The organism is Pseudomonas sp. (genome assembly GCF_050739995.1).
Classification (GTDB): domain Bacteria; phylum Pseudomonadota; class Gammaproteobacteria; order Pseudomonadales; family Pseudomonadaceae; genus Aquipseudomonas.
Window position 1 is genome coordinate 1 of sequence record NZ_JBOICG010000703.1, and the last position, 22,151, is coordinate 22,151.

General features: G+C 55.4%; 21 protein-coding genes, 1 other RNA gene and 1 pseudogene. 15 read left to right on the plus strand and 8 right to left on the minus strand.

Annotated elements, in window-relative coordinates; translation table 11 throughout:
• A pseudogene (locus tag ACRESD_RS23720) lies at positions 1-268 on the plus strand (molybdopterin molybdenumtransferase MoeA); the annotation flags it as partial.
• Positions 269-272: 4 nt separating this feature from the next.
• On the opposite strand, the gene moaE reads toward ACRESD_RS23720, so the two are convergent.
• From moaE to moaA, 4 genes are read right to left on the minus strand one after another with little or no spacing between them, the layout of a single operon-like run.
• Positions 273-716 (minus strand): molybdopterin synthase catalytic subunit MoaE, encoded by a 444-nt coding sequence (gene moaE / locus ACRESD_RS23725; RefSeq protein WP_431753133.1) that lies wholly within the window; start codon positions 714-716, stop codon positions 273-275.
• Positions 717-719: 3 nt separating this feature from the next.
• Positions 720-971 carry a molybdopterin converting factor subunit 1 gene (moaD, locus tag ACRESD_RS23730; protein ID WP_431753134.1) on the minus strand — a complete coding sequence of 84 codons (252 nt, stop codon included), beginning with the start codon at positions 969-971 and terminating at the stop codon, positions 720-722.
• Positions 968-1,462, minus strand: a complete 495-nt coding sequence (moaC, locus tag ACRESD_RS23735) for a cyclic pyranopterin monophosphate synthase MoaC (RefSeq protein ID WP_431753135.1) — start codon at positions 1,460-1,462, stop codon at positions 968-970. Before moaC ends, moaD begins: the two co-directional genes overlap by 4 nt.
• Positions 1,463-1,500: 38 nt before the next feature.
• A complete protein-coding gene (gene moaA / locus ACRESD_RS23740) occupies positions 1,501-2,499 on the minus strand; it encodes a GTP 3',8-cyclase MoaA (RefSeq protein ID WP_431753136.1) in 999 nt (332 codons plus the stop codon).
• Positions 2,500-2,942: 443 nt separating this feature from the next.
• Here moaA and ACRESD_RS23745 point away from each other — a divergent pair, with 443 nt between their 5' ends.
• The 9 genes from ACRESD_RS23745 (at position 2,943) to ACRESD_RS23785 (ending at position 14,015) form a co-directional block, all read left to right on the plus strand.
• Positions 2,943-5,267: an FdhF/YdeP family oxidoreductase gene (locus tag ACRESD_RS23745; RefSeq protein ID WP_431753137.1), complete on the plus strand. Its 2,325-nt coding sequence runs from the start codon at positions 2,943-2,945 to the stop codon at positions 5,265-5,267.
• A 93-nt stretch (positions 5,268-5,360) separates the two neighbouring features.
• Positions 5,361-6,782, plus strand: coding sequence for a cytochrome ubiquinol oxidase subunit I (locus ACRESD_RS23750; protein WP_431753138.1), 1,422 nt, complete (start codon positions 5,361-5,363; stop codon positions 6,780-6,782).
• 15 nt (positions 6,783-6,797) lie between these two features.
• Positions 6,798-7,814 carry a cytochrome d ubiquinol oxidase subunit II gene (cydB, locus tag ACRESD_RS23755; protein ID WP_431753139.1) on the plus strand — a complete coding sequence of 339 codons (1,017 nt, stop codon included), beginning with the start codon at positions 6,798-6,800 and terminating at the stop codon, positions 7,812-7,814.
• A complete protein-coding gene (locus ACRESD_RS23760) occupies positions 7,801-7,965 on the plus strand; it encodes a DUF2474 domain-containing protein (RefSeq protein WP_431753140.1) in 165 nt (54 codons plus the stop codon). Before cydB ends, ACRESD_RS23760 begins: the two co-directional genes overlap by 14 nt.
• Positions 7,966-8,022: 57 nt before the next feature.
• Positions 8,023-8,259 carry a hypothetical protein gene (locus tag ACRESD_RS23765; RefSeq protein ID WP_431753141.1) on the plus strand — a complete coding sequence of 79 codons (237 nt, stop codon included), beginning with the start codon at positions 8,023-8,025 and terminating at the stop codon, positions 8,257-8,259.
• Positions 8,260-9,070: 811 nt separating this feature from the next.
• On the plus strand, positions 9,071-10,156 hold the full coding sequence (locus tag ACRESD_RS23770) for a DNA cytosine methyltransferase (protein WP_431753142.1): 1,086 nt from the start codon (positions 9,071-9,073) through the stop codon (positions 10,154-10,156).
• Between the two features lie 93 nt (positions 10,157-10,249).
• Positions 10,250-13,180: an N-6 DNA methylase gene (locus ACRESD_RS23775; RefSeq protein WP_431753143.1), complete on the plus strand. Its 2,931-nt coding sequence runs from the start codon at positions 10,250-10,252 to the stop codon at positions 13,178-13,180.
• Between the two features lie 21 nt (positions 13,181-13,201).
• A complete protein-coding gene (locus tag ACRESD_RS23780; protein ID WP_431753144.1) occupies positions 13,202-13,366 on the plus strand; it encodes a hypothetical protein in 165 nt (54 codons plus the stop codon).
• Positions 13,367-13,520: 154 nt separating this feature from the next.
• Positions 13,521-14,015 carry a hypothetical protein gene (locus tag ACRESD_RS23785; RefSeq protein WP_431753145.1) on the plus strand — a complete coding sequence of 165 codons (495 nt, stop codon included), beginning with the start codon at positions 13,521-13,523 and terminating at the stop codon, positions 14,013-14,015.
• Positions 14,016-14,210: 195 nt separating this feature from the next.
• Here ACRESD_RS23785 and ACRESD_RS23790 read toward each other — a convergent pair whose 3' ends face one another.
• Entirely contained in the window at positions 14,211-14,540 is a 330-nt protein-coding gene (locus ACRESD_RS23790) for a hypothetical protein (RefSeq protein WP_431753146.1), read from the minus strand.
• Positions 14,541-15,086: 546 nt separating this feature from the next.
• Between ACRESD_RS23790 and ACRESD_RS23795 the strand changes: the two genes are divergently transcribed.
• From ACRESD_RS23795 to ACRESD_RS23815, 5 genes are all read left to right on the plus strand, one after another.
• The gene (locus tag ACRESD_RS23795) at positions 15,087-15,623 is read left to right on the plus strand and encodes a LasR-specific antiactivator QslA (RefSeq protein ID WP_431753147.1); all 537 of its coding nucleotides are present in this window, start codon (positions 15,087-15,089) and stop codon (positions 15,621-15,623) included.
• A 1,066-nt stretch (positions 15,624-16,689) separates the two neighbouring features.
• The gene (locus ACRESD_RS23800) at positions 16,690-18,096 is read left to right on the plus strand and encodes a YfjI family protein (protein WP_431753148.1); all 1,407 of its coding nucleotides are present in this window, start codon (positions 16,690-16,692) and stop codon (positions 18,094-18,096) included.
• Positions 18,083-18,436, plus strand: coding sequence for a hypothetical protein (locus ACRESD_RS23805; RefSeq protein ID WP_431753149.1), 354 nt, complete (start codon positions 18,083-18,085; stop codon positions 18,434-18,436). Before ACRESD_RS23800 ends, ACRESD_RS23805 begins: the two co-directional genes overlap by 14 nt.
• A complete protein-coding gene (locus ACRESD_RS23810) occupies positions 18,420-19,400 on the plus strand; it encodes an integrase domain-containing protein (protein ID WP_431753150.1) in 981 nt (326 codons plus the stop codon). Before ACRESD_RS23805 ends, ACRESD_RS23810 begins: the two co-directional genes overlap by 17 nt.
• Complete coding sequence (locus tag ACRESD_RS23815) at positions 19,397-19,666, plus strand: hypothetical protein (protein ID WP_431753151.1); 270 nt, start codon at positions 19,397-19,399, stop codon at positions 19,664-19,666. Before ACRESD_RS23810 ends, ACRESD_RS23815 begins: the two co-directional genes overlap by 4 nt.
• Before the next feature lie 165 nt (positions 19,667-19,831).
• Here the strand turns inward: ACRESD_RS23815 and ACRESD_RS23820 are convergent, their stop codons facing one another.
• From ACRESD_RS23820 to ACRESD_RS23830, 3 genes are all read right to left on the minus strand, one after another.
• A complete protein-coding gene (locus ACRESD_RS23820) occupies positions 19,832-21,088 on the minus strand; it encodes an integrase domain-containing protein (RefSeq protein WP_431753152.1) in 1,257 nt (418 codons plus the stop codon).
• A gap of 187 nt (positions 21,089-21,275) precedes the next feature.
• Positions 21,276-21,665: a transfer-messenger RNA gene (gene ssrA, locus ACRESD_RS23825) on the minus strand.
• 104 nt (positions 21,666-21,769) lie between these two features.
• Positions 21,770-22,048: a hypothetical protein gene (locus tag ACRESD_RS23830; RefSeq protein ID WP_431753153.1), complete on the minus strand. Its 279-nt coding sequence runs from the start codon at positions 22,046-22,048 to the stop codon at positions 21,770-21,772.
• Positions 22,049-22,151 lie beyond the last annotated feature (103 nt).

Below are 22,151 nucleotides of genomic sequence, written 5' to 3' on the forward strand. Positions count from 1 at the left end.
GGCTTACCTGTTGCGTATCCAGGGCGTCGAAGACGTCACGCCCCTGAGCTTTGCGGTGAGCGTAGGTTTTGACTGGCCGAAAGCCGGCAATCGCCGCGAGTACCTGCGGGCCAGGCTGGAGCAGGGAAGGGCGGTGTTGTATCCGAACCAGAGTTCAGGCGTACTGCTGGGCGCCTCGTGGGCGGATGGACTGGTGGAAATCCCCGAGGGCTGCACCCTGCAATCTGGTGAGATGGCGCGGTTCATTCCCTTCAGCGATTTGTTCTGAGACCTCAAGCGTCCCAGCGCTTGGCCGCCTGCCGATCACTTTCCCTGCCGTCTACCCAGCGCTCACCGGCCGGCGTCTGTTCGCGCTTCCAGAAGGGCGCGCGGGTCTTCAGGTAGTCCATCAGGAACGCGCAGGCATCGAAGGCGGCCTGGCGGTGTTCGCTGGCGACGCCGACAAACACGATGGGCTCACCCACCTTCAACACCCCCACGCGGTGGGTGAGGGTCACCCGCTGCAAGGGCCAGCGTGCCTGGGCCTGGTTGACGATCCGTTGCAAGGAGCGCTCGGTCATTCCCGGGTAATGCTCCAGGAATAGCTCGCTGACCTGATCCCCTTGGTTGATATCGCGCACATACCCCACGAACGTGGCCACGCCTGGGTCTTCGGCGTGGACGCTGCGGGTCAGTTCGCCGACGTCAAATAGCTCGGCCTGGACCTGAATCGACATGGCTCAACCTCCGGTCACAGGAGGGAAGAACGCGATTTCATCGAAGTCTTCTATCACAGCGCCGGGTGTACACAGCTCGTGGTTCAGCGCGCACATGAGGCTATTTTCTCCAAGCACTTGCTGCCAGATCGGCCCTCTGGCGCACAGATGCAGTCTCACGTCTTCAATCGTGCGCAACGAGCCGTCCAGCGCAATTTTTTCGCCGCCGACACCCAGTTGGTCCCGATAGCGCGCAAAGTAGCTGACCAGAATCATTGGGCGTCTCCGGCGACAAAGGTGCCCGACTTCCCACCCTGCTTTTTGAGCAACTGGATCTGGTCGATGACCATCCCGCGGTCCACGGCCTTGCACATGTCATAAATCGTCAAGGCCGCCACGCTGGCGGCGGTCAGGGCCTCCAGTTCGACGCCGGTCTGGCCGTTGAGCCGACAGGTGCTGACGATCCGGACGCGGTCGGGCTCCACAGCGCTCAATTCGAGGTGAATCGAGCTGAGCATCAGCGGGTGGCAGAGGGGGATCAGTTCGTGGGTTTTCTTTGCCGCCATGATTCCGGCAATACGGGCGACCGCAAACACGTCGCCCTTGGGATGCCCATTGTGTTGGATCAGCTTCAGTGTGGACGGCTGCATGCGCACCCATGCCTGGGCTTGTGCTTCGCGGGTGGTTGCGGCCTTGTCCGTGACGTCGACCATGTTGGCCCGGCCGGCGGCGTCCAGATGCGTGAGAGAGTTGGGGTGTTCGTTCATGGGTAACCTCGGATCAATTCAAGAGAAAACCGGCACGACTAGCCGCCGGTCATGTTCATGAAGCGGACAACCTGCACGTCATCGTTGAGTTCGAAGTTGTGCCGATACGGTTTGATTTTCATCGCTTCGATAATGGCGCTCTCCAGGCGTTTAGGTTCACCCGGATAGCGGCGCAGGACGTCCTTGAGGTCGACCGAATGCTCGTTGCCCAGGCACAGCAGCAGCCGGCCTTCAACGGTCAGGCGGACGCGGTTGCAGGTTGCGCAGAAGTTGTGACTGTGGGGGGAAATGAAGCCCAGGCGGATATGCGGGGCCTCGGCCAGGCGCCAGTAACGTGAGGGGCCTTGGGTCGACTCTGCGGAGTCGATCAGCGTGTAGCGTTCGGCGATACGCTCGCGCACCTGTGCGCTGGAATAGAACGCTTCGGCACGGCTGTGCTCGCTGATGACGCCCAGGGGCATTTCTTCGATAAAGGAAATATCCAGCCCGCGGTCGATGGCGAACGCCACGAGGTCGTTGATTTCTTGATCGTTGCGCCCTTTCATCACCACGCAATTGAGTTTGGTGCGTTGAAAACCGGCGGCGTTCGCAGCGTCGATACCGGCGATGACGTTTGCCAGGTCGCCGGTGCGCGTCAGTTCACGAAAGCGCTGTGGGTCAAGGCTGTCGAGGCTGATGTTCAGGCGCTTGAGCCCTGCCTCGAACAGCGGCACGGCCAGCTTGCCCAGTTGCGAGCCGTTGGTGGTCATGCACAACTCGCGCAGGCCGGGGAGTGCGGCGATGCGCTTGCACAGTTCAACCACGCCTGGGCGAATCAATGGCTCACCGCCGGTCAGGCGGATTTTTCGAGTGCCCAGCCCCACAAAACTTTCAGCCAGTTGATAAAGCTCCTCCAGCGTCAGGATGCGCTGGCGGGGCAGGAACTCCATGTCTTCGGCCATGCAATAGACGCAACGGAAATCGCAGCGGTCGGTCACCGACATTCTGAGGTAGTCGACCCGGCGAGAAAAACTATCCAGCAAAATCTGGTCGGTCATTAAAACCTCCGGCAGCGACTCAGTGAGTGTCTTCATGGCGCTGGTTTTTAGGCAGGCAATAGAAGTAATTGCCTTGTTTAAGTGGAGGCTAAAGTTGTTTTTTATCGCCGTCTAATCACTATTAATTAACGGATGATCGACGAGATCTATGACGGTTTAATTAGGTCGTTTAGTTGTATTTTTGTTTTTTATATTGTTGAAATTTAAGAATAATTTTCTTGATAGATCATTTCGATGGCTTGGTCATTATTTGTGATTAGACAGGCTGTTTGCGCCCGGAATAGTCTGAAAGCGTAACCCGATAGTAAGCCCGTGAAACGGGTCGGCGCGACGCCTATTCAGTGAACTTTAAATAGGTTCGCGTTTTACGACGCCTGAAAAACAATCATCAATAACGGCTTTAAGTTAGGCCGCCGCCTACGTGTGAAGTCTGGAGAAGAACCATGAGCGAAGTTGAGCGTTATAAACCGTACAAGGGGGCGGCCGCTGGTTGGGGCGCGCTGATTGCGGTGACGAAAAACTGGCTGGGCAGTGAAAACGCGTTCAAGAACATCCGCGCGATGCTCAAGACCAACCAGAATGGCGGCTTCGACTGCCCGGGTTGTGCGTGGGGCGAGTCGCCGGAAAACGGCATGGTCAAGTTCTGCGAAAACGGCGCCAAGGCGGTTAACTGGGAAGCCACCGGGCGCCTGGTCAACCCGGCATTCTTCAATAAATACACCGTGTCGCAGCTGGCGGCGCAAAGTGATTATTGGCTTGAATATCAGGGACGCCTGACTCACCCGATGCGTTACGACGACTCGCTGGATCGTTATGTCGAAACCAGCTGGGACGACGCCTTTGCCCTGATCGCCAAACACCTGAACGAGCTGGAGTCGCCGGATCAGGCGGAGTTCTATACCTCGGGCCGGGCCAGTAACGAAGCGGCTTATCTGTATCAGTTGTTCGTTCGCGCCTATGGCACCAACAACTTTCCCGACTGCTCGAACATGTGCCACGAAGCGAGCGGCCTGGGCATGGACGACAGCGTCGGCGTGGGTAAAGGCACGGTGACGTTTGATGACCTGGAAGAAGCCGATGCGATTTTCGTGATCGGGCAGAACCCAGGCACCAACCACCCACGCATGCTCGAACCGCTGCGCGAGGCGGTGAAGCGCGGCGCCCAGGTGATCTGTTTCAACCCGCTCAAGGAGCGTGGACTGGAACGTTTCCAGCATCCGCAGCACCCACTGGAGATGCTCACCAACGGTTCCGAACCGACCTCGTCGGCGTACTTTCGCCCGGCACTGGGCGGTGACATGGCGGCCTTTCGTGGTATCGCCAAGTTCTTGCTGAAGTGGGAGCGTGAAGCCCTGGAAAACAATGGCGAGGCCGTATTCGACCGTGCATTCATTGCCGAACACACCTCGGGCCTCGAGCGCTACCTGGCGGAAGTCGACGCCACCTCGTGGGAACACATTGTCGAGCAATCCGGCCTGAGCCTTGAAGACATCGAACTCGCCGCGCGCATGTATCGCCGTGCCAAGCGGGTGATCATGTGCTGGGCCATGGGGGTGACCCAGCACACGCATTCGGTGGTGACCGTGCAGGAAATCATCAACGTACAGCTGTTGCGCGGCAATATCGGCCGGCCAGGCGCGGGGCTATCGCCGGTGCGCGGGCACAGTAACGTGCAAGGCGACCGCACCATGGGCATCAACGAACTGGCCCCACCGGAGCTGATCAATGCGCTGGAAGCACGCTTTGATTTCAAGGTGCCGCGCCGCCACGGCCACAACACGGTAATGGCGATTGCCGCCATGGAGGAAGGGCGCTCCAAAGTCTTCATCGGCCTGGGCGGCAACTTCGCACAGGCGACGCCAGACAGCCCGCGCACCCATGCGGCCTTGCGCAACTGCGACCTGACCGTGCATATCGCCACCAAGCTCAACCGCAGCCATTTGGTGACGGGCCGCGAAGCCTTGATCCTGCCGTGCCTGGGTCGTACCGATATCGATATGCAGGAAGAAGGCCCGCAAGGCGTGACGGTGGAAGACACCTTCAGCATGGTGCACATCTCCCACGGGCAACTGAAACCCAAGTCGCCCTTGATGCGCTCGGAACCGGCAATCATCGCCGGGATCGCCAACGCGACCCTGGGCAAACATCCGATTGACTGGTTGTGGGCGGTGGCCGACTACAGTCGTATCCGCGACTTGATTGCCGACACCATTCCCGGCTTCAAGGACTTCAACCAGAAGCTTCTGCACCCGGGCGGCTTCCACCTGGGTAACAACGCCGCGCATCGCATCTGGAAAACCGACAGCGGCAAGGCCCAGTTCGCCCCGAGCGTATTGCCCGCGCACCTGGTCAGTGAAGGCGTGCGCAACCTCGACGTCAAACCGGACCTGATCCTGCAGACCATGCGTTCCCACGACCAATACAACACGACGTTGTACGGGCTCGATGACCGCTATCGCGGGGTTTATGGCATGCGCGACGTGGTGTTCGTCAATGAACAGGACATTCGCCAGCTGGGCTACGAGCCAGGGCAGAAGGTGGACATGGTTTCGCTGTGGGGTGATGGGCGCGAGCGTCGGGTCAGCGGTTTTACCTTGATTGCCTACGACATCCCGCGTGGCCAGGCCGCCGCCTATTACCCGGAGACCAACCCGCTGGTGCCGCTGGAAAGCTATGGCGACCGCACCTATACCCCGACGTCGAAGTTCATCGCCATTCGGCTTGAGCCTGCGCCGGCCAGCAACCTGATTCAGTCCCTCGGCGCTTGAGCTGGACCGGGGCGGCTCAAGCGCCGCCTCGGGTTCTGCTGATCGCTGGGCATCTGTTCGCTGCGGGCCGCAAGGCTCAATGAGGGTATCGTCATGTTAAATCCTGGAGCGCTCGACCTGGCGCGCATTCAATTTGCGTTCACGGTCTCGTTTCACATCATCTTTCCCGCCATCACCATCGGCCTGGCCAGCTTTCTGGCCGTGCTGGAAGGTCTATGGCTGAAAACCAACAACTCGGTCTACAAGGACCTGTACCACTTCTGGTCGAAAATCTTCGCGGTCAACTTCGGCATGGGCGTGGTCTCGGGCCTGGTCATGGCGTACGAGTTCGGCACCAACTGGAGCCGGTTCTCGGATTTCGCCGGGAGTATCACCGGGCCTTTGCTTACCTATGAAGTGCTGACGGCATTCTTCCTCGAGGCGGGTTTCCTGGGCGTCATGCTGTTTGGCTGGAACCGGGTAGGGCGTGGGTTGCACTTCTTTTCCACGGTCATGGTTGCCATCGGCACGCTGATCTCCACGTTCTGGATTCTGGCTTCCAATAGCTGGATGCAGACACCGCAAGGCTTTTCCATCGTGGATGGCCGAGTGATGCCGCTGGATTGGTTAGCCATCGTCTTCAACCCGTCGTTTCCGTTCCGTCTGATGCACATGGCAATCGCTGCCTTTGTTGCCACGGCGTTCTTTGTCGGGTCTTCGGCGGCCTGGCATTTGCTGCGCAAGAACGACACGCCGGCGGTGCGAAAAATGCTGTCGATGGCAATGTGGATGGCGCTGATCGTGGCGCCGATCCAGGCAGTGGTCGGTGACGCCCATGGCCTGAACACCCTGGAGCATCAACCGGCGAAAATTGCCGCGATTGAGGGGCATTGGGAAAACGTCGGTAACGAGGCGACGCCGCTGGTGCTGTTCGGCATTCCAGACATGGACGCCGAAAAGACCCGTTATGCGATTGAAGTCCCTTACCTGGGCAGCCTCATCCTGACCCACAGCCTGGATAAACAGATCCCGGCGCTCAAGAGCTTCCCTAAAGAGGATCGGCCGAACTCAACGATCATCTTCTTTAGCTTCCGGATCATGGCCGGGCTCGGGATGTTGATGATCTTCACCGGGTTGCTGGGGCTTGCCTTGCGTCGAAATGGCGCGCTGTATCGCAACCGCCTATTCCTGCGCCTAGTGTTGTTCATGGGGCCAACGGGCCTGATCGCGATGCTGGCCGGGTGGATCACCACCGAAGTCGGTCGCCAGCCGTGGGTGGTCTACGGGCTGATGCGCACCGCCGACGCGGCGTCCAATCATTCCGTCACGCAGCTGAGCATCTCCCTGGCGCTATTCGTAGTGATCTACTTCTCGGTGTTTGCCGTGGGTATCGGCTACATGATGAAGCTGGTGCGCAAGGGCCCGCAGCCCCATCACGACCACCCGCCTCAGGGCGGCCCCGGCCAGGAACGCACACCACGCCGTCCCCTGTCCGCTGTCACCGAGACGCTGGCGTCCGGCGACCACACCAACTGATCAAGGGGATTGCACATGGGCATTCAAGGCATAGACCTGTCGTTGATATGGGGCGTGATCATTGCCTTCGGGGTGATGATGTACGTGATCATGGATGGCTTCGACCTGGGGTTGGGCATCCTGTTTCCGTTGATCCCGGACGAGCAGGAGCGCGACGTGATGATGAACACCGTGGCGCCGGTGTGGGACGGCAACGAGACCTGGCTGATCCTCGGCGGGGCAGCGTTGTACGGTGCGTTTCCACTGGCCTATTCGGTGATCCTGGAGGCGCTGTACCTGCCGCTGATCTTCATGCTGGCGGGGCTGATCTTTCGCGGCGTGGCGTTTGAATTCCGCTTCAAGGCCAGCCCGCAGAAGCGGCACATCTGGGACATGGCGTTCATCGGCGGCTCGTTCCTGGCGACCTTTTGCCAGGGCGTGGTGATCGGCACCTACATTGCCGGCATCCCGGTACTGAATCGCCAGTTTGCCGGTGGCACGCTGGACTGGCTGTCACCGTTCCCATTGTTCTGCGGCGTCGGGTTGGTGGTGGCGTACGCGTTGCTGGGCAGCACCTGGTTGCTGGTCAAGACCGAAGGCATGCTCGAATCGCGGATGCGTCTGTTCAGCCGCTATTTGGCGTTCGTCCTGATGGCAGTGGTGGCCGTGCTCTGCGTGTGGACACCGTGGCTGCATCCGGAAATCGCCACGCGCTGGTTCTCTCATGCGCACATCGTGGTCTTCGGAGGGCTGATGCTGCTGGGCGTACTCGCGCTGGTCGGGCTGCTGAAGACGTTGCGTCAACATCACTCCCACTGGCCGTTCGTATTCACCCTGGTGCTGGTCTTCCTCGGCTACATCGGCCTGGCCTTCAGCATCTGGCCGAACATCGTGCCGCCGTCCATCAGCCTGTGGGACGCCGCATCTCCACCGTCCAGCCAACTGTTCATCCTGATCGGCACCCTGTTCATCCTGCCGATCATCCTGATGTACACCTGCTGGAGCTACTACGTGTTCCGCGGAAAAGTGAGGATTGGCGATGGCTACCACTGAGACAGAAAAACCGAGGCCACACCAGCCAGGCCCCTGGTACCAGCGAGTGTTTTGGCTGATCGCAATTTGGTTCGCCAGCGTGATCGCACTCGGCATTGTGGCCAGCGGCTTGCGCTGGGTGATGCACATGGCCGGCATGGCCAGCCATTGAGGGCGTAACCCCATGAACGTCCGGCGCCGAAGACGGCGCCGGATCTAGGAGGCACATATGTCGGCACGCATTGATAAGACCCATCCTGTTGAATACAAGACGAAGAAAGGTGTCGTGGTACAGATCGGTTTCAGCTGGAGCCCACCGCTCGACGTTCCGGTGGGTGCAACGTTGACGTTGACAGGTGCAACGCCCCTTACGGTGTATGTGGAGGGGGATCATTGGGAGAGTTATGAGCAGGCGTTTCAAGAGACGCAGGAAGCGGCGGAGCATTGGGTGAATTTTTTGTTTTGATGAGGTGATTCTGTGAGGTTGGTGGAGGGGGGGGGCTGAATGGCAGGTGCAAAAAAAGACGTTCTTGGACGTCTTTGTTTGGTGAGATGGTGGGCCGGGGTAATCTGATCTTGAGCGTTAACTCATTGATTTTTAATAATTTTAAGATTTTCTATTTTTGCTTGGAATACTTTTTGGAATACTAAGTTTATTTGAAATGCTTTGAGGCGCGATCCCCCAGGTTGATGAGGTTTCGGCTGGCCCGAGGGATTTGAACAAGGTTGATTTCCCTTTAACATCCGTATCGCGTCTATATCCCATCATGCTCTTGCCATTTAGATTTTAGGTTAGCCCTGCATGCTGCCTGCGTTGGTATTGAGTTTTTGGCCATGCTTTGCTGGGTGTTATGGGAGGAAGTATTTCTGCCCCCCCCCACACACACACTTTGACGTCGTTAGGCAACGCCGAGCACTGCGATGGATAGATTGGTTGGCCGCCCTTACGAATGTCCCAAAGGTCGCCAGGCATCGCCACGGACTTTTTGGACTGCTGGATGTATCCACAGTTCACCACTTTGGTGTAAGGTGGTGCGAGAATTCTGCGAGTGTGCATTTTATGTCAATACAGCGAAGACGGCAGGATGCAGGCGCTCATGAGCGTAGTGTTCGCGCATCCATAAGCTTTCCTGAAGAGCAGTACTCCGTGCTGGAGAAGATCGCGGCAGAACACCGGGTCTCGCTTGCATGGGTGGTACGGGACGCGGTCGAAGGGTACTTGAAGGCACGCTGGCCGCTTTTGGCGCAGGGTGGGAGCTCGGAAGAAAAGAAATCTGATGCGGGTCAACGTGAATAATATTTTTGAGAAAGATGGGGAAGAAATCCGGGTCCTATCTTTATTTTCCGGATGCGGGGGAATGGACTTCGGTATCGAGGCCGCCGGAGGCCACATCGTTTTTGCAAACGACATACTTAAGGATGCGTGTAAAACGCTGGAAAAGTATTTTCCTGATACTGATGTGAGGAATGGCGATATATCGCAGATCCTCGCATTTCCGAGTGCCGATGTCGTCGTCGGCGGGTATCCATGCCAGTCTTTTTCTATGGCTGGCAACAGAGACCCAAAGAAAGACGAGCGCACGAACCTCTATAAGCAATTCTTGCGAGTAATCAGCCTCGTCCGTCCTAAGTATTTCGTGGCGGAGAATGTTTCTGGGTTGAAGCAATTGGGGGCCGGTAGCTTTCTGGAGGAACAGGAGACCGCCTACAGGCAGGAGGGCTATGTTGTGAGTCATCACCTCATTAATGCCAAGGCATATGGAGTTCCTCAATCGCGCAAGCGTCTAATTATTGTCGGCGTAAGGAAGGACCTAAATCAAGTTTTTGAATTTCCGCCTGAAACACATGGGAAGGCAACAAAGAAAAACCCTGATTTGAAGCCTTATACTTCTCATGGCGATGCAATTTTGGATTTGCCTCTATGGCCTGAAGGAGAGTTTTATGAGCGTCCGCATGATCCGGAAGGCCATTTTTCTTGGTACTTCATGTCCCGGAATCGTAAAGCTAAGTGGAGTGAGCCAGCGTATACAGTGGTTGCTAATTCGCGGCATGTAACGCTGCATCCAGCAAGTCCAGTAATGAAACTGACATGGTCGAATCTGGCTGATGGGTGGAAGCAAAGGTGGGACTTTTCGGACGAGTATGAGCACCTATCCGCAGACCCTACTCGACCTATCCTGGAACTACCGAGACGACTCTCCTGGAGAGAGTGCTCCCGCATTCAAACATTTGCGCGTGATTTCGAGCCAGTAGGCGATACCGACTCGAAGTTTACTCAGATTGGTAATGCCGTACCGCCAATGCTTGCTGAGGCAATTTTCAAACATCTCTTTACCGGAGCTGGATTGAAGAGCACGGCATAGAAAATCTGAACAAGGTAGAGGCGCTGACGGCGTTTGGATCCTCTAGTCTTCTGCAGCGATAAAAATTACGTCAATTCCAATAAGGTTATAGCAGTGCCAAAAATTGCATCACAACTCGTCAGTAAAGTTGCGTCAGCTTCTGAGGCCGCAAGGAACGAGGCGCAGTTGCGTCATGAGTTGGAAGGTGCTCTTAAGGTAGCTTGCGAAGCACGAAATATTCCATGGACGCCATTCCAGCTGGAAAGAGCGCTTAAAGAAGCCGGTAAACCTACTAAGTTTGCCGATGTAGCTCATGGAGCAGTGGTAATCGAATATGAGCCTCCGAGGTCATTCACTGGGCGTCTCAATAGCAAGGCTAAGCATGCTCGTGATCAAGCTGAAGAATACGCTGTCCTTATCTCGGCCGAAGAAGGCCGTATTTTAGAAGACTATGTATTAGTTATATGGGATGGATCCCATATAAGCTTTGGCGGTTTTGAAGAGGCATGTCCGCAATGGGATGGTGTCATTCCTTTTGACATCAGCGCCGCGAATCGCTTATTAGCTTTACTTGAGCAGGATGGCCGTCCGCTTGTTCACCCTCAGCTATTACAAGCGCTAGTTGGGCCAGACTCCGATCATGGGATTGCTCTAATTCCTGCTCTTTACGATAGTATATGTCGAGCGGAATCGACCTCTCGTACTTCCAAAACGAAGATGCTTTTTACAGAGTGGCGCAGGCTTTTTAGTCAAGTTGTCGGCTTTCAGCCTGCGAATATGAAGAGTCTGCTTGCTCGGCAAGAAATATCCCATGATCAACCCTATGATGAAAATCCTGCTGCTTATCTTTTTGCTCTGAATACTTATATTGCGATAATCGCCAAAATTGTTACGGCATGCGCTCTTCCTCGGCCGAGCCAAAATCTTCTGGATTCGACTGTTCCAGTGGTTGATCGTTTGCGTGCAGTTGAAACGGGCGAGCTCTTTGAGCACTCAGGTATTCTAAATATGCTCAGCGGCGATTTTTTTGCTTGGTATTTAGATGACAGTAGTTGGGAGGAGTACAGTCCTCATTTAGACGCATTGTTTGGAAAGCTTTCCGGAGTCGACTTCACAATCGCAAAAAAACATCCTAATACTACGCGAGATTTATTTAAGGGCATATACGAGCGCTTTATTCCTCGCGAAGTCCGGCACGCTCTTGGGGAGTTCTATACGCCTGACTGGCTTGCCGAGCATGGGATGGATCTCATTGAGTGGAGGGCGGAAGACTCGCTTACTGATCCGACATGCGGCTCAGGCACGTTCCTGTTGGAGGCGCTACGTCGGCGCCGATTACAGCAAGGCGATAGCGCCACTGCAAAGTCTCTGCTTTTGGGCCTGCATGGAATCGATTTGAATCCTTTAGCGGTACTTGCCGCCAAGGGGTCTCTGGCTGTATTTCTTTCCCCATTTTTGGATCCTGCTGATCCTATACGCTTGCCGGTCTACTTGGCTGATGCCATCAACCCTGCTCGCGTTAGCAACGGTCTTTTCCCAAGCTACAGCTATGTCATGCAGACCGAGGTCGGCCCTAGAGAGTTTTCAGTACCGGAGGCGATGATTAGCCATGCGGAATTCTTCAAGGTATTTACAAGAATCCGGGGGTTGATCGATGCAGATGTTATTGCCGCTAAAATAAACAGTGCGATTCGATCTGATCTTAAGGGAATGCAGTTGGATGATTACGACATTCAAACTGTCGAGACTACTGTCGGAAACCTAGTGTCGCTCCATGAGCAAGGATGGAATGGGATTTGGTGCGCCATTCTTGCTGATCGTTTTGCTGCGGGTGCCATCCCGCCATCGAGTCATGTTTGCGGTAATCCTCCCTGGGTGAAATGGAGCAATCTTCCGGAGGAATACACCAAGACGATTCAGGCGCAATGCAAGCAGCTTGGTGTTTTCAGTAACGATAAATGGGTCGGTGGAATTGAGGCAGATATTTCCACAGTTGTGACTTACCAGGCGATCTATCATTACCTGGCCCCCTCGGGGCGGCTTGGCTTTTTCCTGCCTGGCTCGGTTTTTACTACTCCCTCAAGCGCTGGCTTCCGCAGGTTCTCTGTCGGTCCCAATAACTTGAACTGCAAAGTGTTATTGGTTGAGGATTTCGATGCAATCAGTCCATTCGACGGTGTGACCAATATGCCTCGTTTCCTGGCTCTAGAACGAGATGCTTCGACTGTTTTTCCTATACCGTACCGTGTCTGGACTACTGGTGATGTGCCGGCTTCAACTTTACGGCGGTCAAGGAGTGCTGAGGAGTTTCGTCGAGCTGCAACTCAGATCGAATACACGGCCGTTCCTGTTCCCGGTGGGGAGGGAGGGCGACCTTGGCTTACCGGCCCGCATGAAGAGCAGGTTGTGTTCGCGAAAGTTTTTGCTGGTGCAGAGCGAGTGTACCAAGCTCGCAAAGGCGTTACGGCAGACCGTAATGGAGTGTTTTGGGTCTATGAGGCGGAGGAGGGCGATGAAAATACAGTTACGGTACGAAATGCCGCCTCCATCGGTAAAACGAAGGGTATTCCGGAGATAACCGCTAGAATTGAGTCCGAACATCTTTTCCCTCTACTTAGAGGTAAAGGCGTGAAACCCTTTTGTGCTGTTCCAGACGAGCATCTACGCATTATTGTTCCCCAGCGAGGGATGCATGGGGATACTGAGCTCGCGGTTCATTCTCCACTGGTTTTCAAATTTTTGAATCGTTTTAAATCCCATCTAGAAAGTCGCTCAAGTCTCAAAAGATTCCAAAAGGGCCAGGCGTTTTATTCACTCTGGAGCACTGGTGCATATACATTTTCGCCTTATAAAGTTTTATGGCGTGAGATCGGAAAGGTGTTTGCCGCCGCCTATGTAGGAAGTGCGGTTACTAGCTTTGCCGGCGAAAAAATAGTGATACCGGATCACAAGCTTTATTTTATTCCCGCGGAAACCGAGGGGGAGGCTGCATATCTGACCGGCTTTTTAAATTCTCCGGTTATTTCTGGCACAGTATCGGCTTAAGCTTCTCGGTTGAGTTTGGGGGTGAGTGTTGCTGAATATTTGAATATTCCACGTTTTGATGAAAGTAACGTGCAAATTAGAGCTATTCGAGATTTGTCACTTGAGATCACTGCTAGGCTTAGCGGGGCGTTAGAAAGTGAGCTTTTAGCTCTTGATGAGCATGTAAAAAAATTATTGAATTTTTAATGTCTTTGTTGAAGTGTGCCTTCGAATAACTATAAAGTCACGGCTCCGCTATGGCTTCTACTGTCTATTTTTGGGGTGAGCCAAGTTCACATCCGAAAGTGGACTAGCCAAGTGTATTCGCCGACTTCAAAAAGGGTGCACCTTAGGAGAAAAAGTGGATTGGGTTAGAAGTTATAAAGATCACCTGCCAGCTTTATTTGCTGGCATGATTCTAGGCCTTTCTGGGGGCTGGTTAGTGGCTCAGTACGCACATGCTGAACGTGTTGCGATGTTGAAAGAGCAGGTTGAAACGAATAAAGCGCACATTGTTTCGTTAGTCGAGATAAATAAGGGTAACGAGCAGCTAAATAACAATCAAAAAGATCAAATCGCTAGCTTGAATGGTCAATTGCTAGATCTCGAAAATCGTCTTTCGCGATCAAGGTTTCAGCCATCTCTAAATGCGCTAATATTACAGCTCGAAAATAAAATTCAATTCAAGAAGATGGAAATACGCAGGTCTTACGGCTCAATGTTGCAGATTACTGCTGAGGGATCTACACAGCCCGAAAAGACTATCGTGACGGCGGGTCTTGAAAGGGAGCTTGAGGATCTGGCGAAACAACTGAGTGAAGCAAGGAGCAAGCAACTTCGCGAAGCTACGCCTTGAGAGACGGTACTTTCTTAAAATTGCTACAAAGCGATAGAGTATCGACGAATTAGTCAGGCTATCCGGAGCGATGGTGAACCATTATGCCCATTCCATGATGGCAACGAGTGAGCGAACACCCTTGGTCAGTCGACTTAAGTTTTTACTTCCGGTTTCTGCCCGTCGCCCCTAGGGTGGTGGGTGTAGCGGGCCCGCTTACATCGATTTGACTGAAATAGTCTCCACAAAACGGTATTTTTTCTTAGCTATCTTTGTAGCTTCTTGCTCTGCAACTAGGGAGCTGAGTGTGTCGGCTTCATGTACGATCTCATGCATCTTCCCTTCGAATTCATTCCCCACCCTTAGTGTGACTCTCAATCTGGGAGTAAAGGTTTTTGATGGTTTCTTCTTCACTATCTTTGTCTGCTCCGCGATCTCTATTTCCGGTTCAGCGTCTTGCTTGTGGGTGTCTATTAATGATGAAGGGGCCTCAGGCTCACCGAATAGCGCCCGACGCATTTCTTCTTCCGTTAGCTCTGTAGTCATAGCATTTCTCGAGAGGGGTGTCGTGTATGGCGTTGCCGATTCTACCACTGTGGAAGGCCTAGAAAATAAGAAGGCCTTGCGTGATATCTGACTGGTCATAGCCACCAAACTCCGACGAGCGTGAGTTTCTGCTCGGAGCGCTCATTCGAATGCGGCGCTTATTGACACTCGTGCTTGTGTTGTCGGTGCTTCGCATTTACGCTTTGTTCCGTCGCGGTCAATCCCGCGACCGGGTGTCGCAACCCGCAAACACACACGAAGGCGCGGTTCCGCGCCATAGCGAAAGCAAAGTAGTTGGCGCTCTGTTAGGTCGGACTACTGCATTTCTATGGCAGGCCGTGCGGGGCAGGCTTGCGCCTGGCCGGTTTTCCTTCGTGTGCCGGTTTGCGACCCCCGTACGGTCTGCCACCCAATCGTGTCGCAACGGCGGTTGGCAGCTCCTTAATTACACGAAGGAGATAAGGAAAATGGCATGTCCCCCTTTTAAGCTCGTGCGCCGCCTTAGCGATTTGATTCAAGCCGAAAACCATCTCGGAGGACTCCGCGATGTTTGATCTTTCGCTTCTCATCGGCCTCCCCAAACCCAGCAGCATTGATACTTCATCGCTTACCCCTGAAGATGCAGCGATTAAACTGCGGCAGGCTGCCACTCTCCGGCTTAACGGAGCCCAGAGTATTCTGCTTCATTTTCCGCAAGACGTTGAGCTGGCAGTAGAGCTGTTGGATGACGCCGCCGTGTTGTACGACAAGGCATTCCGGAATTTAACTGGCATTCCAGCTCAAAGCGTTCATCAACAGATCCATGAGTATGTCTCTGTCCCGTCCGCTGAAGGGGCTCCCGCGATCCAAACACCGTGGGGCGATGAGTTCGCTCCGGTAATCAAGGAGGGTGTTCGTTGCGCAGAGACTTGGCTTGAGGGCTCATCATTACCGTTATGGTGGGCGCTGTCTCAGAACCGAAAACGTCATCGTCCAGGTGATCCACAAGAGGCATTTGAAGCCGGTTTTTTGTTGCGGTTGCAGCAGACGCTGATCACGCGACGTGAGGCCGTCACTTCCCAATCAACCCGCTTTGATGCCTGAGTCTGTAATTGACGTTTGAGATTTGCTTTTCCCGCCAAACCCTCCGATCAAGCGATCTTTGATCGCGCCGATCGGAGGGTTCACTCGCTTTTTCTCGAAGCCGCCGCTTTCCACTCTCCATGCTCAAATTTAATTCACACCACGCCTGTTTTCACCATCAGTAATTCCCCGCGATTTCCATCGAGCGCAACGTTATTCAGTGTGTGTCCGAATCTTTTCGTTGGGCATGGATGTAAGTGTGGCGACAGCGGCGACAGCGGCGACAACCCACGTATAACGTGGTCTGGAGCGTGGCGACAGAAGTGGCGACAGTCGCCACTTTCTCACTGCATTGGCTGTGACGCTTGACCGCCTTTTCGAGTGGGTATAAAAATTGGCGCACGGATCGCTGTCGTTGACAGCACCTGCCCATGTAGCCAGAACCTTTAAGGCTACGCCACTTGTGTGGTGGTTCTTCCCCAAGTGCGATTAGCGTCCGGCGGCTCGCACGGTCACTCCCCAAGAGTGATGGATGCCTATTCTACCCATTTGCCCACTGCGGCAGACAATGGACCTACTTCGCTGCGCTGCAGTAACCTCACCCTTTGGCACAGATCACTGCGCCATAACGCGCCCGTCTCTTTCTTCTGGAAAGAGACGGGCGCTCGTACCACTGCTGCAAGCCACGTCGTACATGGCATTGCCGCAACTCTCCTCGTGACAATCGGCCTGACAAATACGATTTGTCGCCATCCGCAACGACATAGACACCGGTGCCGCAGCCTACTGAAGGACTGCACCTGACTGACAGTCAGGCATGCACGAGGTGTCCAGGTCTTTGCTTTCTCCCACCCAGGATATCCAGGTGCCGAACTCGTCAGTCGGCACAGCCTCCACCCGCCCGCATTTTCGGATGCGCCAAGGAGGTCAGATTCATGGGTTCATGCCCTCGCTCCCGGTCGTAAGGAGCCGTTCGTTCCGCGTCAGTGAACACCTCACAGGTCGCAGGGGCCTTGATCCCTGATAACACTCAACACCCGTGGCGGGGCTATGTGAGGACAACCAGCAATGAACGAGGAGAGGGCCCATGCAGCAGTTAGATCCGAAGCTTGAACTACCGCGATCACCTCGACCGCTGATTGAGTCGAATCCCGTGGCCCTACCTTATCCGGTGCAGGCACTGGGTGGAATTCTTGGGCCTGCGGTGGAGCGAATGGCCGAGGTCATCGGCGTGCCCCAAGCATTGGCCGCGCAATCGGTGTTGGCTGCATCTGCCCTGGCTACTCAAGGCCATGCGGGCTTACAGCTCGACGGAAGAAATTACCCCCTGTCGCTGTACCTGATCACGGTGGCCGCGTCAGGAGATCGTAAAACAGCAGGAGATCGATGTGCCTTGCTGCCCGCGCGGCAATGGGAGCGTGAGCAGTGGCAACGCTACCGTGAACAACTTGCTCGATTCCGTGCCGTACAAAAACAGGCTCAGCGTAGTAATCCTGACGATCCTGACTCCGCAAAACGTGCTCTCGTAGAAGAGGAACCCTCGGCACCTAGGTTGATCACCACGGACCCGACTATCGAGGCGCTGATCAAGGGGCTCTGTCATGACTTGCCCAGTATGGGTCTGTTCTGTGATGAGGGAGGACAATTCCTCGGTAGCAGCACCATGAGTCGGGATAACCGTTTGAAAGCGGTCACGACCTTGTCGTCGCTTTGGGACGGTAGCCCAATTGATCGCGCCCGCTCCATGGCTGGGGAAAGTCTGCGGGCTTATGACCGGCGTTTTAGCTTGCACCTGATGCTGCAACCGTACTTGGCGATGCAGTTACTCAGTGACCCGTTGCTGCAGGGGCAAGGCATCCTTGGTCGCTGCCTGATGACCTGGCCTACTAGCCTGGCCGGACAACGCAGCTATCAATCTGTGGACTTGTCCAAAGATCCCGCCCTGAAGCGATATCACCACCGCCTTTCGGCCCTGTTTCATCAGCCGTGGTCACTTTCCGCTGACGGTGCTCTGTTGCTGTCTCCGCTGACTCTCAGTCCTTTGGCCCGTCGTCGCTGGATTGATCTGCATGACGCCATTGAGGCCCAGTTGGGTGAGTTTGGGGAGCTGGCCAATGTGCTGCCCAGCGGATCAAAAGCCGCCGACAACCTGCTGCGCGTCGCTGGCATTTTGGCCGTGGTGGAGGAGAGCAGTGTCGTGGAGGTTGACCATATCCAACGGGCCTCGACCTTGATGGGCTACTACCTCACCGAGATTCAGCGGCTGACCGAACAGGAGCCGGTGTGCCGGGTAAAGGAAGAGGCGGATCGGTTGCTGCGCTGGCTACAGGAGAAGGATTGGAAGCGTTTCAGTGTTCGAGAGCTAAATCGCAACGGCCCCCGCTTTGCCCGTAAGAGCAGCCGTCATGCCACCAAGCTGTTGGTGGCGTTGATTGATCATCAGTGGCTGATCACTGATGGCCAGACCTTCGAGGTGCGCCATGTTCAATCTTGACGAAGCACTGCGCAATCACCTGGCGCAACGCCAAAAGGAACCTAAAGCGCGTTTTGTCGCCGCCAGTGTCGCCACTTTGTCGCCACGCTCAAAGCCCGGCAGAACAAGGGTTGTCGCCGCTGTCGCCGATGTCGCCACTCTCCGTACAACCAACACAGCTGCGACGAACATTATCCAATGGTTGAAAGAGGAGGGCGCGCATCTCTACGTCAACGACAACACGCTGTGTTTTCGCCCTACTGACTGGGCCCAGCTTGCCGTCGTGGGTGAGAACTGGCGAGCCCTTTTGCATAAGCTCGCTGCAGTCGATCAGGAGCCGGAAAATGGCTCGGGTCGGTAAGCGAGCTGGGCGTAATTTCGGCTTCGGTCGCCAGCTCAGCTATGCCGGACCGCAAGCATTGAAAGATCTATTTGGTGACGGCCATTTTGCGACCGTCAAAGCCCATAGCGATCGCTGGCAAGTATTCGTACGTTGGTGTCGATCCGATGAAGGTCCGAGGCTCAATGATGCGCGACAGATTGATCGCGAAATCCTTTTGCGCTACGCCGTTCACGTGCGTGAGCAGGTTGATCAGGGCAACGTCGGCATTGCCACCGCGCAGAACCGCCTGTCCAGCGTGAACCGAACGATGGCCGCGCTGCGCGGTGATCAGTACGTCAAAATTCCCAGTCCGAGTAAGGCGCTGGGCCTGCAGCGCTTAGGCGTGCGCAGTGAGGCACCGCAAGGACAACACCGTGTGCAGGTCGAGCAGATCGCACAGGCGCTGTCAGAGCAGGGCCAGCAACGAGTAAGCGCAATTATGCACCTGGCCCGGGAGACTGGCATGCGCCTGCGTGAAGCGATACTGGCGGACCTGCCCCGACTGCAACGTGAGGCTCGGCAACTGGGCAAGATCAACATTCAGGAGGGCACCAAAGGCGGTCGGTCAGGCGCATCCGCACCACGTTGGATCGCGATCACGGATCAAGTTCTCGATGCCCTCGACAGGGCGAGGGAGGCCTCACCCAAGGGCAGTAGAAACCTGTTAGCACCTCATGAAAGCTACAAAGACTTCATACAGGCAGTGGTGCGACCAGCGCGGGACATTCTGCATGAGCATGGATTGAAAGGCTTTCATGAACTGCGGGCTGCGTACGCCTGTGAGCGCTATGAGCAACTGACCGGTTTCCCTGCACCCGTCAGTGGCGGTCGTTGCCATCGAGAAGATCGAGGTCTTGATCGGCAAGCCCGCCAGCAGATCAGCCAGGAGTTGGGACATAACCGCATTGATGTGGTGAGTGCCTACATCGGAGGTCGCCGATGAAGTCCGAGTTCGACATGGCGTTGTTTCTGAGTTCCGTGCTCAAGGGGGCGCATGTCACGCGGCAGCGGCACATCAGACAGGCGGAAAGGATGCAAGAGGCGATTCGTGAGCGCTGGGGTTGCGCGACTCCTTGGTCCTGGAAGGAAAAGCACGTGAGATGGTTTTTGGAGCACTCTCTGCGTTGTTCAGCACCTGCGACCGTCTACTACTACGAATTAACAGCAGGGTTGATCCGCCGCAGAAAGGCGCAAGCCGTGGTTGGCTGATAGTTCTTCAAGCGTGAGCCCCTGAGTATGGGAATGCGGAGCCTTCCCATACTCAGGGGCTTGGCCGAAAAAGCGCAGTCGTGCGAGGGATATGGCGATAGTCGTGAAGTCTATCGCCATGCTGCACTACACGGGGTTTAGCCGGTGCCACCGGCCCCAGAATGCTCAGCGTATCGGTACGACGTTGAGGTCTCTGGCGTGATTGATCGCGGCTGCCGACAGGCTGCCGGTGGCCGCCTTCTGGATATGTTCACTCCACCAAGCCATCATCGGACGCCGGCGTTCGATGTAATCCGCCCGGTTGTAGGCGCTTCGAACCTCGTCTTTATCGACATGCGCCAACGCGACTTCGATCAGTTCGGGATCCCACCCGCGCTCGTTCAGAATGGTGCTGGCCATTGAGCGCATGCCGTGGCTGACCAAGCGATCCTGAAAACCCATGCGCTTCAACGCCATGTTGGCGGTCTGGCTATTGGCGTGAGTACGTGGGTTTCGGTCTGCCGGGAAGACATACTCTCGATGACCGCTATGGGACTTGAGTATTTCCAACAATGCCATGGCTTGATCGCTTAGCGGGATGCTGTGTGGGCGGCGCTTTTTCATCCGCTCCGGAGGGATGGTCCAGACACGTCTTTCAAAATCGATGTCTGCCCAGCGAGTGGTCGCTGCTTCTGCAGGGCGAGTCATGGTATGCAACTGCCATTCGATCAGGCAGCGAGTCGTGCGTTTGATACTGGCGTTTGCGAGTTCTAGCATGAGCTCGGGTAGCTCTTCGGGCGGGAGCGCGGCCATGTTTTCTTTCTTGGGTTTCTTGAATACCGCCCGGATGCCACTGAGCGGGTTGGCGAAGATCAGGCCGGAGTTCACGCCGTAGGTCATGATCTCGTTAAGCCGCTGACTAAGGCGCTTAACCGTCTCTAGGCTGCCCTTCGCTTCGATTGGACGAAGCAGCTCGATCACCATCGGCGCGGTGATTTTCGCGAGTGGCGTCGTCTTCAAATCGGGGAACACATGCAGCGTGAGCGACCGCCAAATATCCTCGGCGTAGGCCGGCGTGACCGAGTCTTTCTTAAGCTCGAACCAGGCAGTGGCTACGGTCTCGAAAGTGTGTTCCGTTTCTGCGCGCTTGGCCTCATTTAGCGTATCGCGCTGCACTTTCGGATCGATGCCTTGGGCGAGCAGCTCGCGGGCTTGCACTGCCATCTTTCGGGCGTTCGTCAACGAAAGCTCTGGGTAGGTACCAAAGCCCATATTAATTCGGTTCTTAGTCACCGGTTCACGGTAATTGAAATTCCACAGCAAAGAGCCGTTGCTGCGTACACGCAGTTGCAAACCGTCCCCGTCGGTGAGGACGTAATCCTTGGACGCGGGTTTGACTCCCTTGAGCTGTCGATCGGAAAGGCGGAGGGTTTGAGCAGTCATGAGATTTCCCTCAGGCACTGATTTGGTATTCCAAAGGTTAGCACCGGAGGGGCTGGAATACCGTATGGAATACCAAAACTTCTGGAACTCCAAGAAGCTACAAAGACCTCAATAGCCGCTAAAGCCCTGTATTTGCTGGATTTAAGGCACAAAAAAAGACGTCCGTGGACGTCTTTAGATGATCAAATGGTGGAGCCGGGGGGATTTGAACCCCCGTCCGCCAGTACTCCGCTGTCGGTACTACATGCGTAGCCGTGTCTATTAAGTTAACCCTCAGCGACCCGACGGGCAGGGTGCTTTGGGCGAGTTGTGTAAGTTTTAGCCGCTTCGTCCACAACGTACTGCACGGCGATTCTGTTCTATATGACAATCACTTTGGGTTTACAGACATCCCCTGATGATTGCTGAGCCCGAAGGCATCAGGAGTGCATGTCAGCTGCAATTAAGCAGCGAGAGCAGCACCGTATTGGTCGTCATTGGCAACTATAAGAAGTTGCAACAGTGGATTTACGAGTTCTGTTACCAACTCGGCATGCACCTAAAGTTTCGCAACCGGCGTCGAATCCTAAACGGCCCCGTGCTTGTAACTCGTTGTTTCTTAGTGAGTGACAAGCTCATGCAGTGTACGCCAAACGGTCACAGAAGGCCAACCCGAAGGTTGGCCTTGAGCGGGTCTCTGGCCTATTGGCCGCCTTTGTCACCATTCTGCAGGTCTTGCAGGGCTTTGGAGGTGATCTCGATGCACTTCTTGTCATCACCGGCTGCGTGAGCGGCTTTGGCCTGGGAGACGGCAGTGTCGATTTCGCCGCTTTTGCCAGAGGTGTCGGTGGCCAGCAAGGCCTTGCCGTTGTTGATTCTGTCGAGGTTGATTTGGCACAGATCGGGTTCGCCGGCCGCGAAAACAGGGGAGGCCAGCATCGCTGCCGTGATGAACAGGCCAGCAAGAGCGGAACGCTTCATCGGTATTCTCCTTGTACACATAAGGCTCGATGCTGCTCCCGGATTGGGGCAGCCAGCGAAGTCGGGGATGGCCTTCATCGCGAAGACCTATGCAGATGACTGC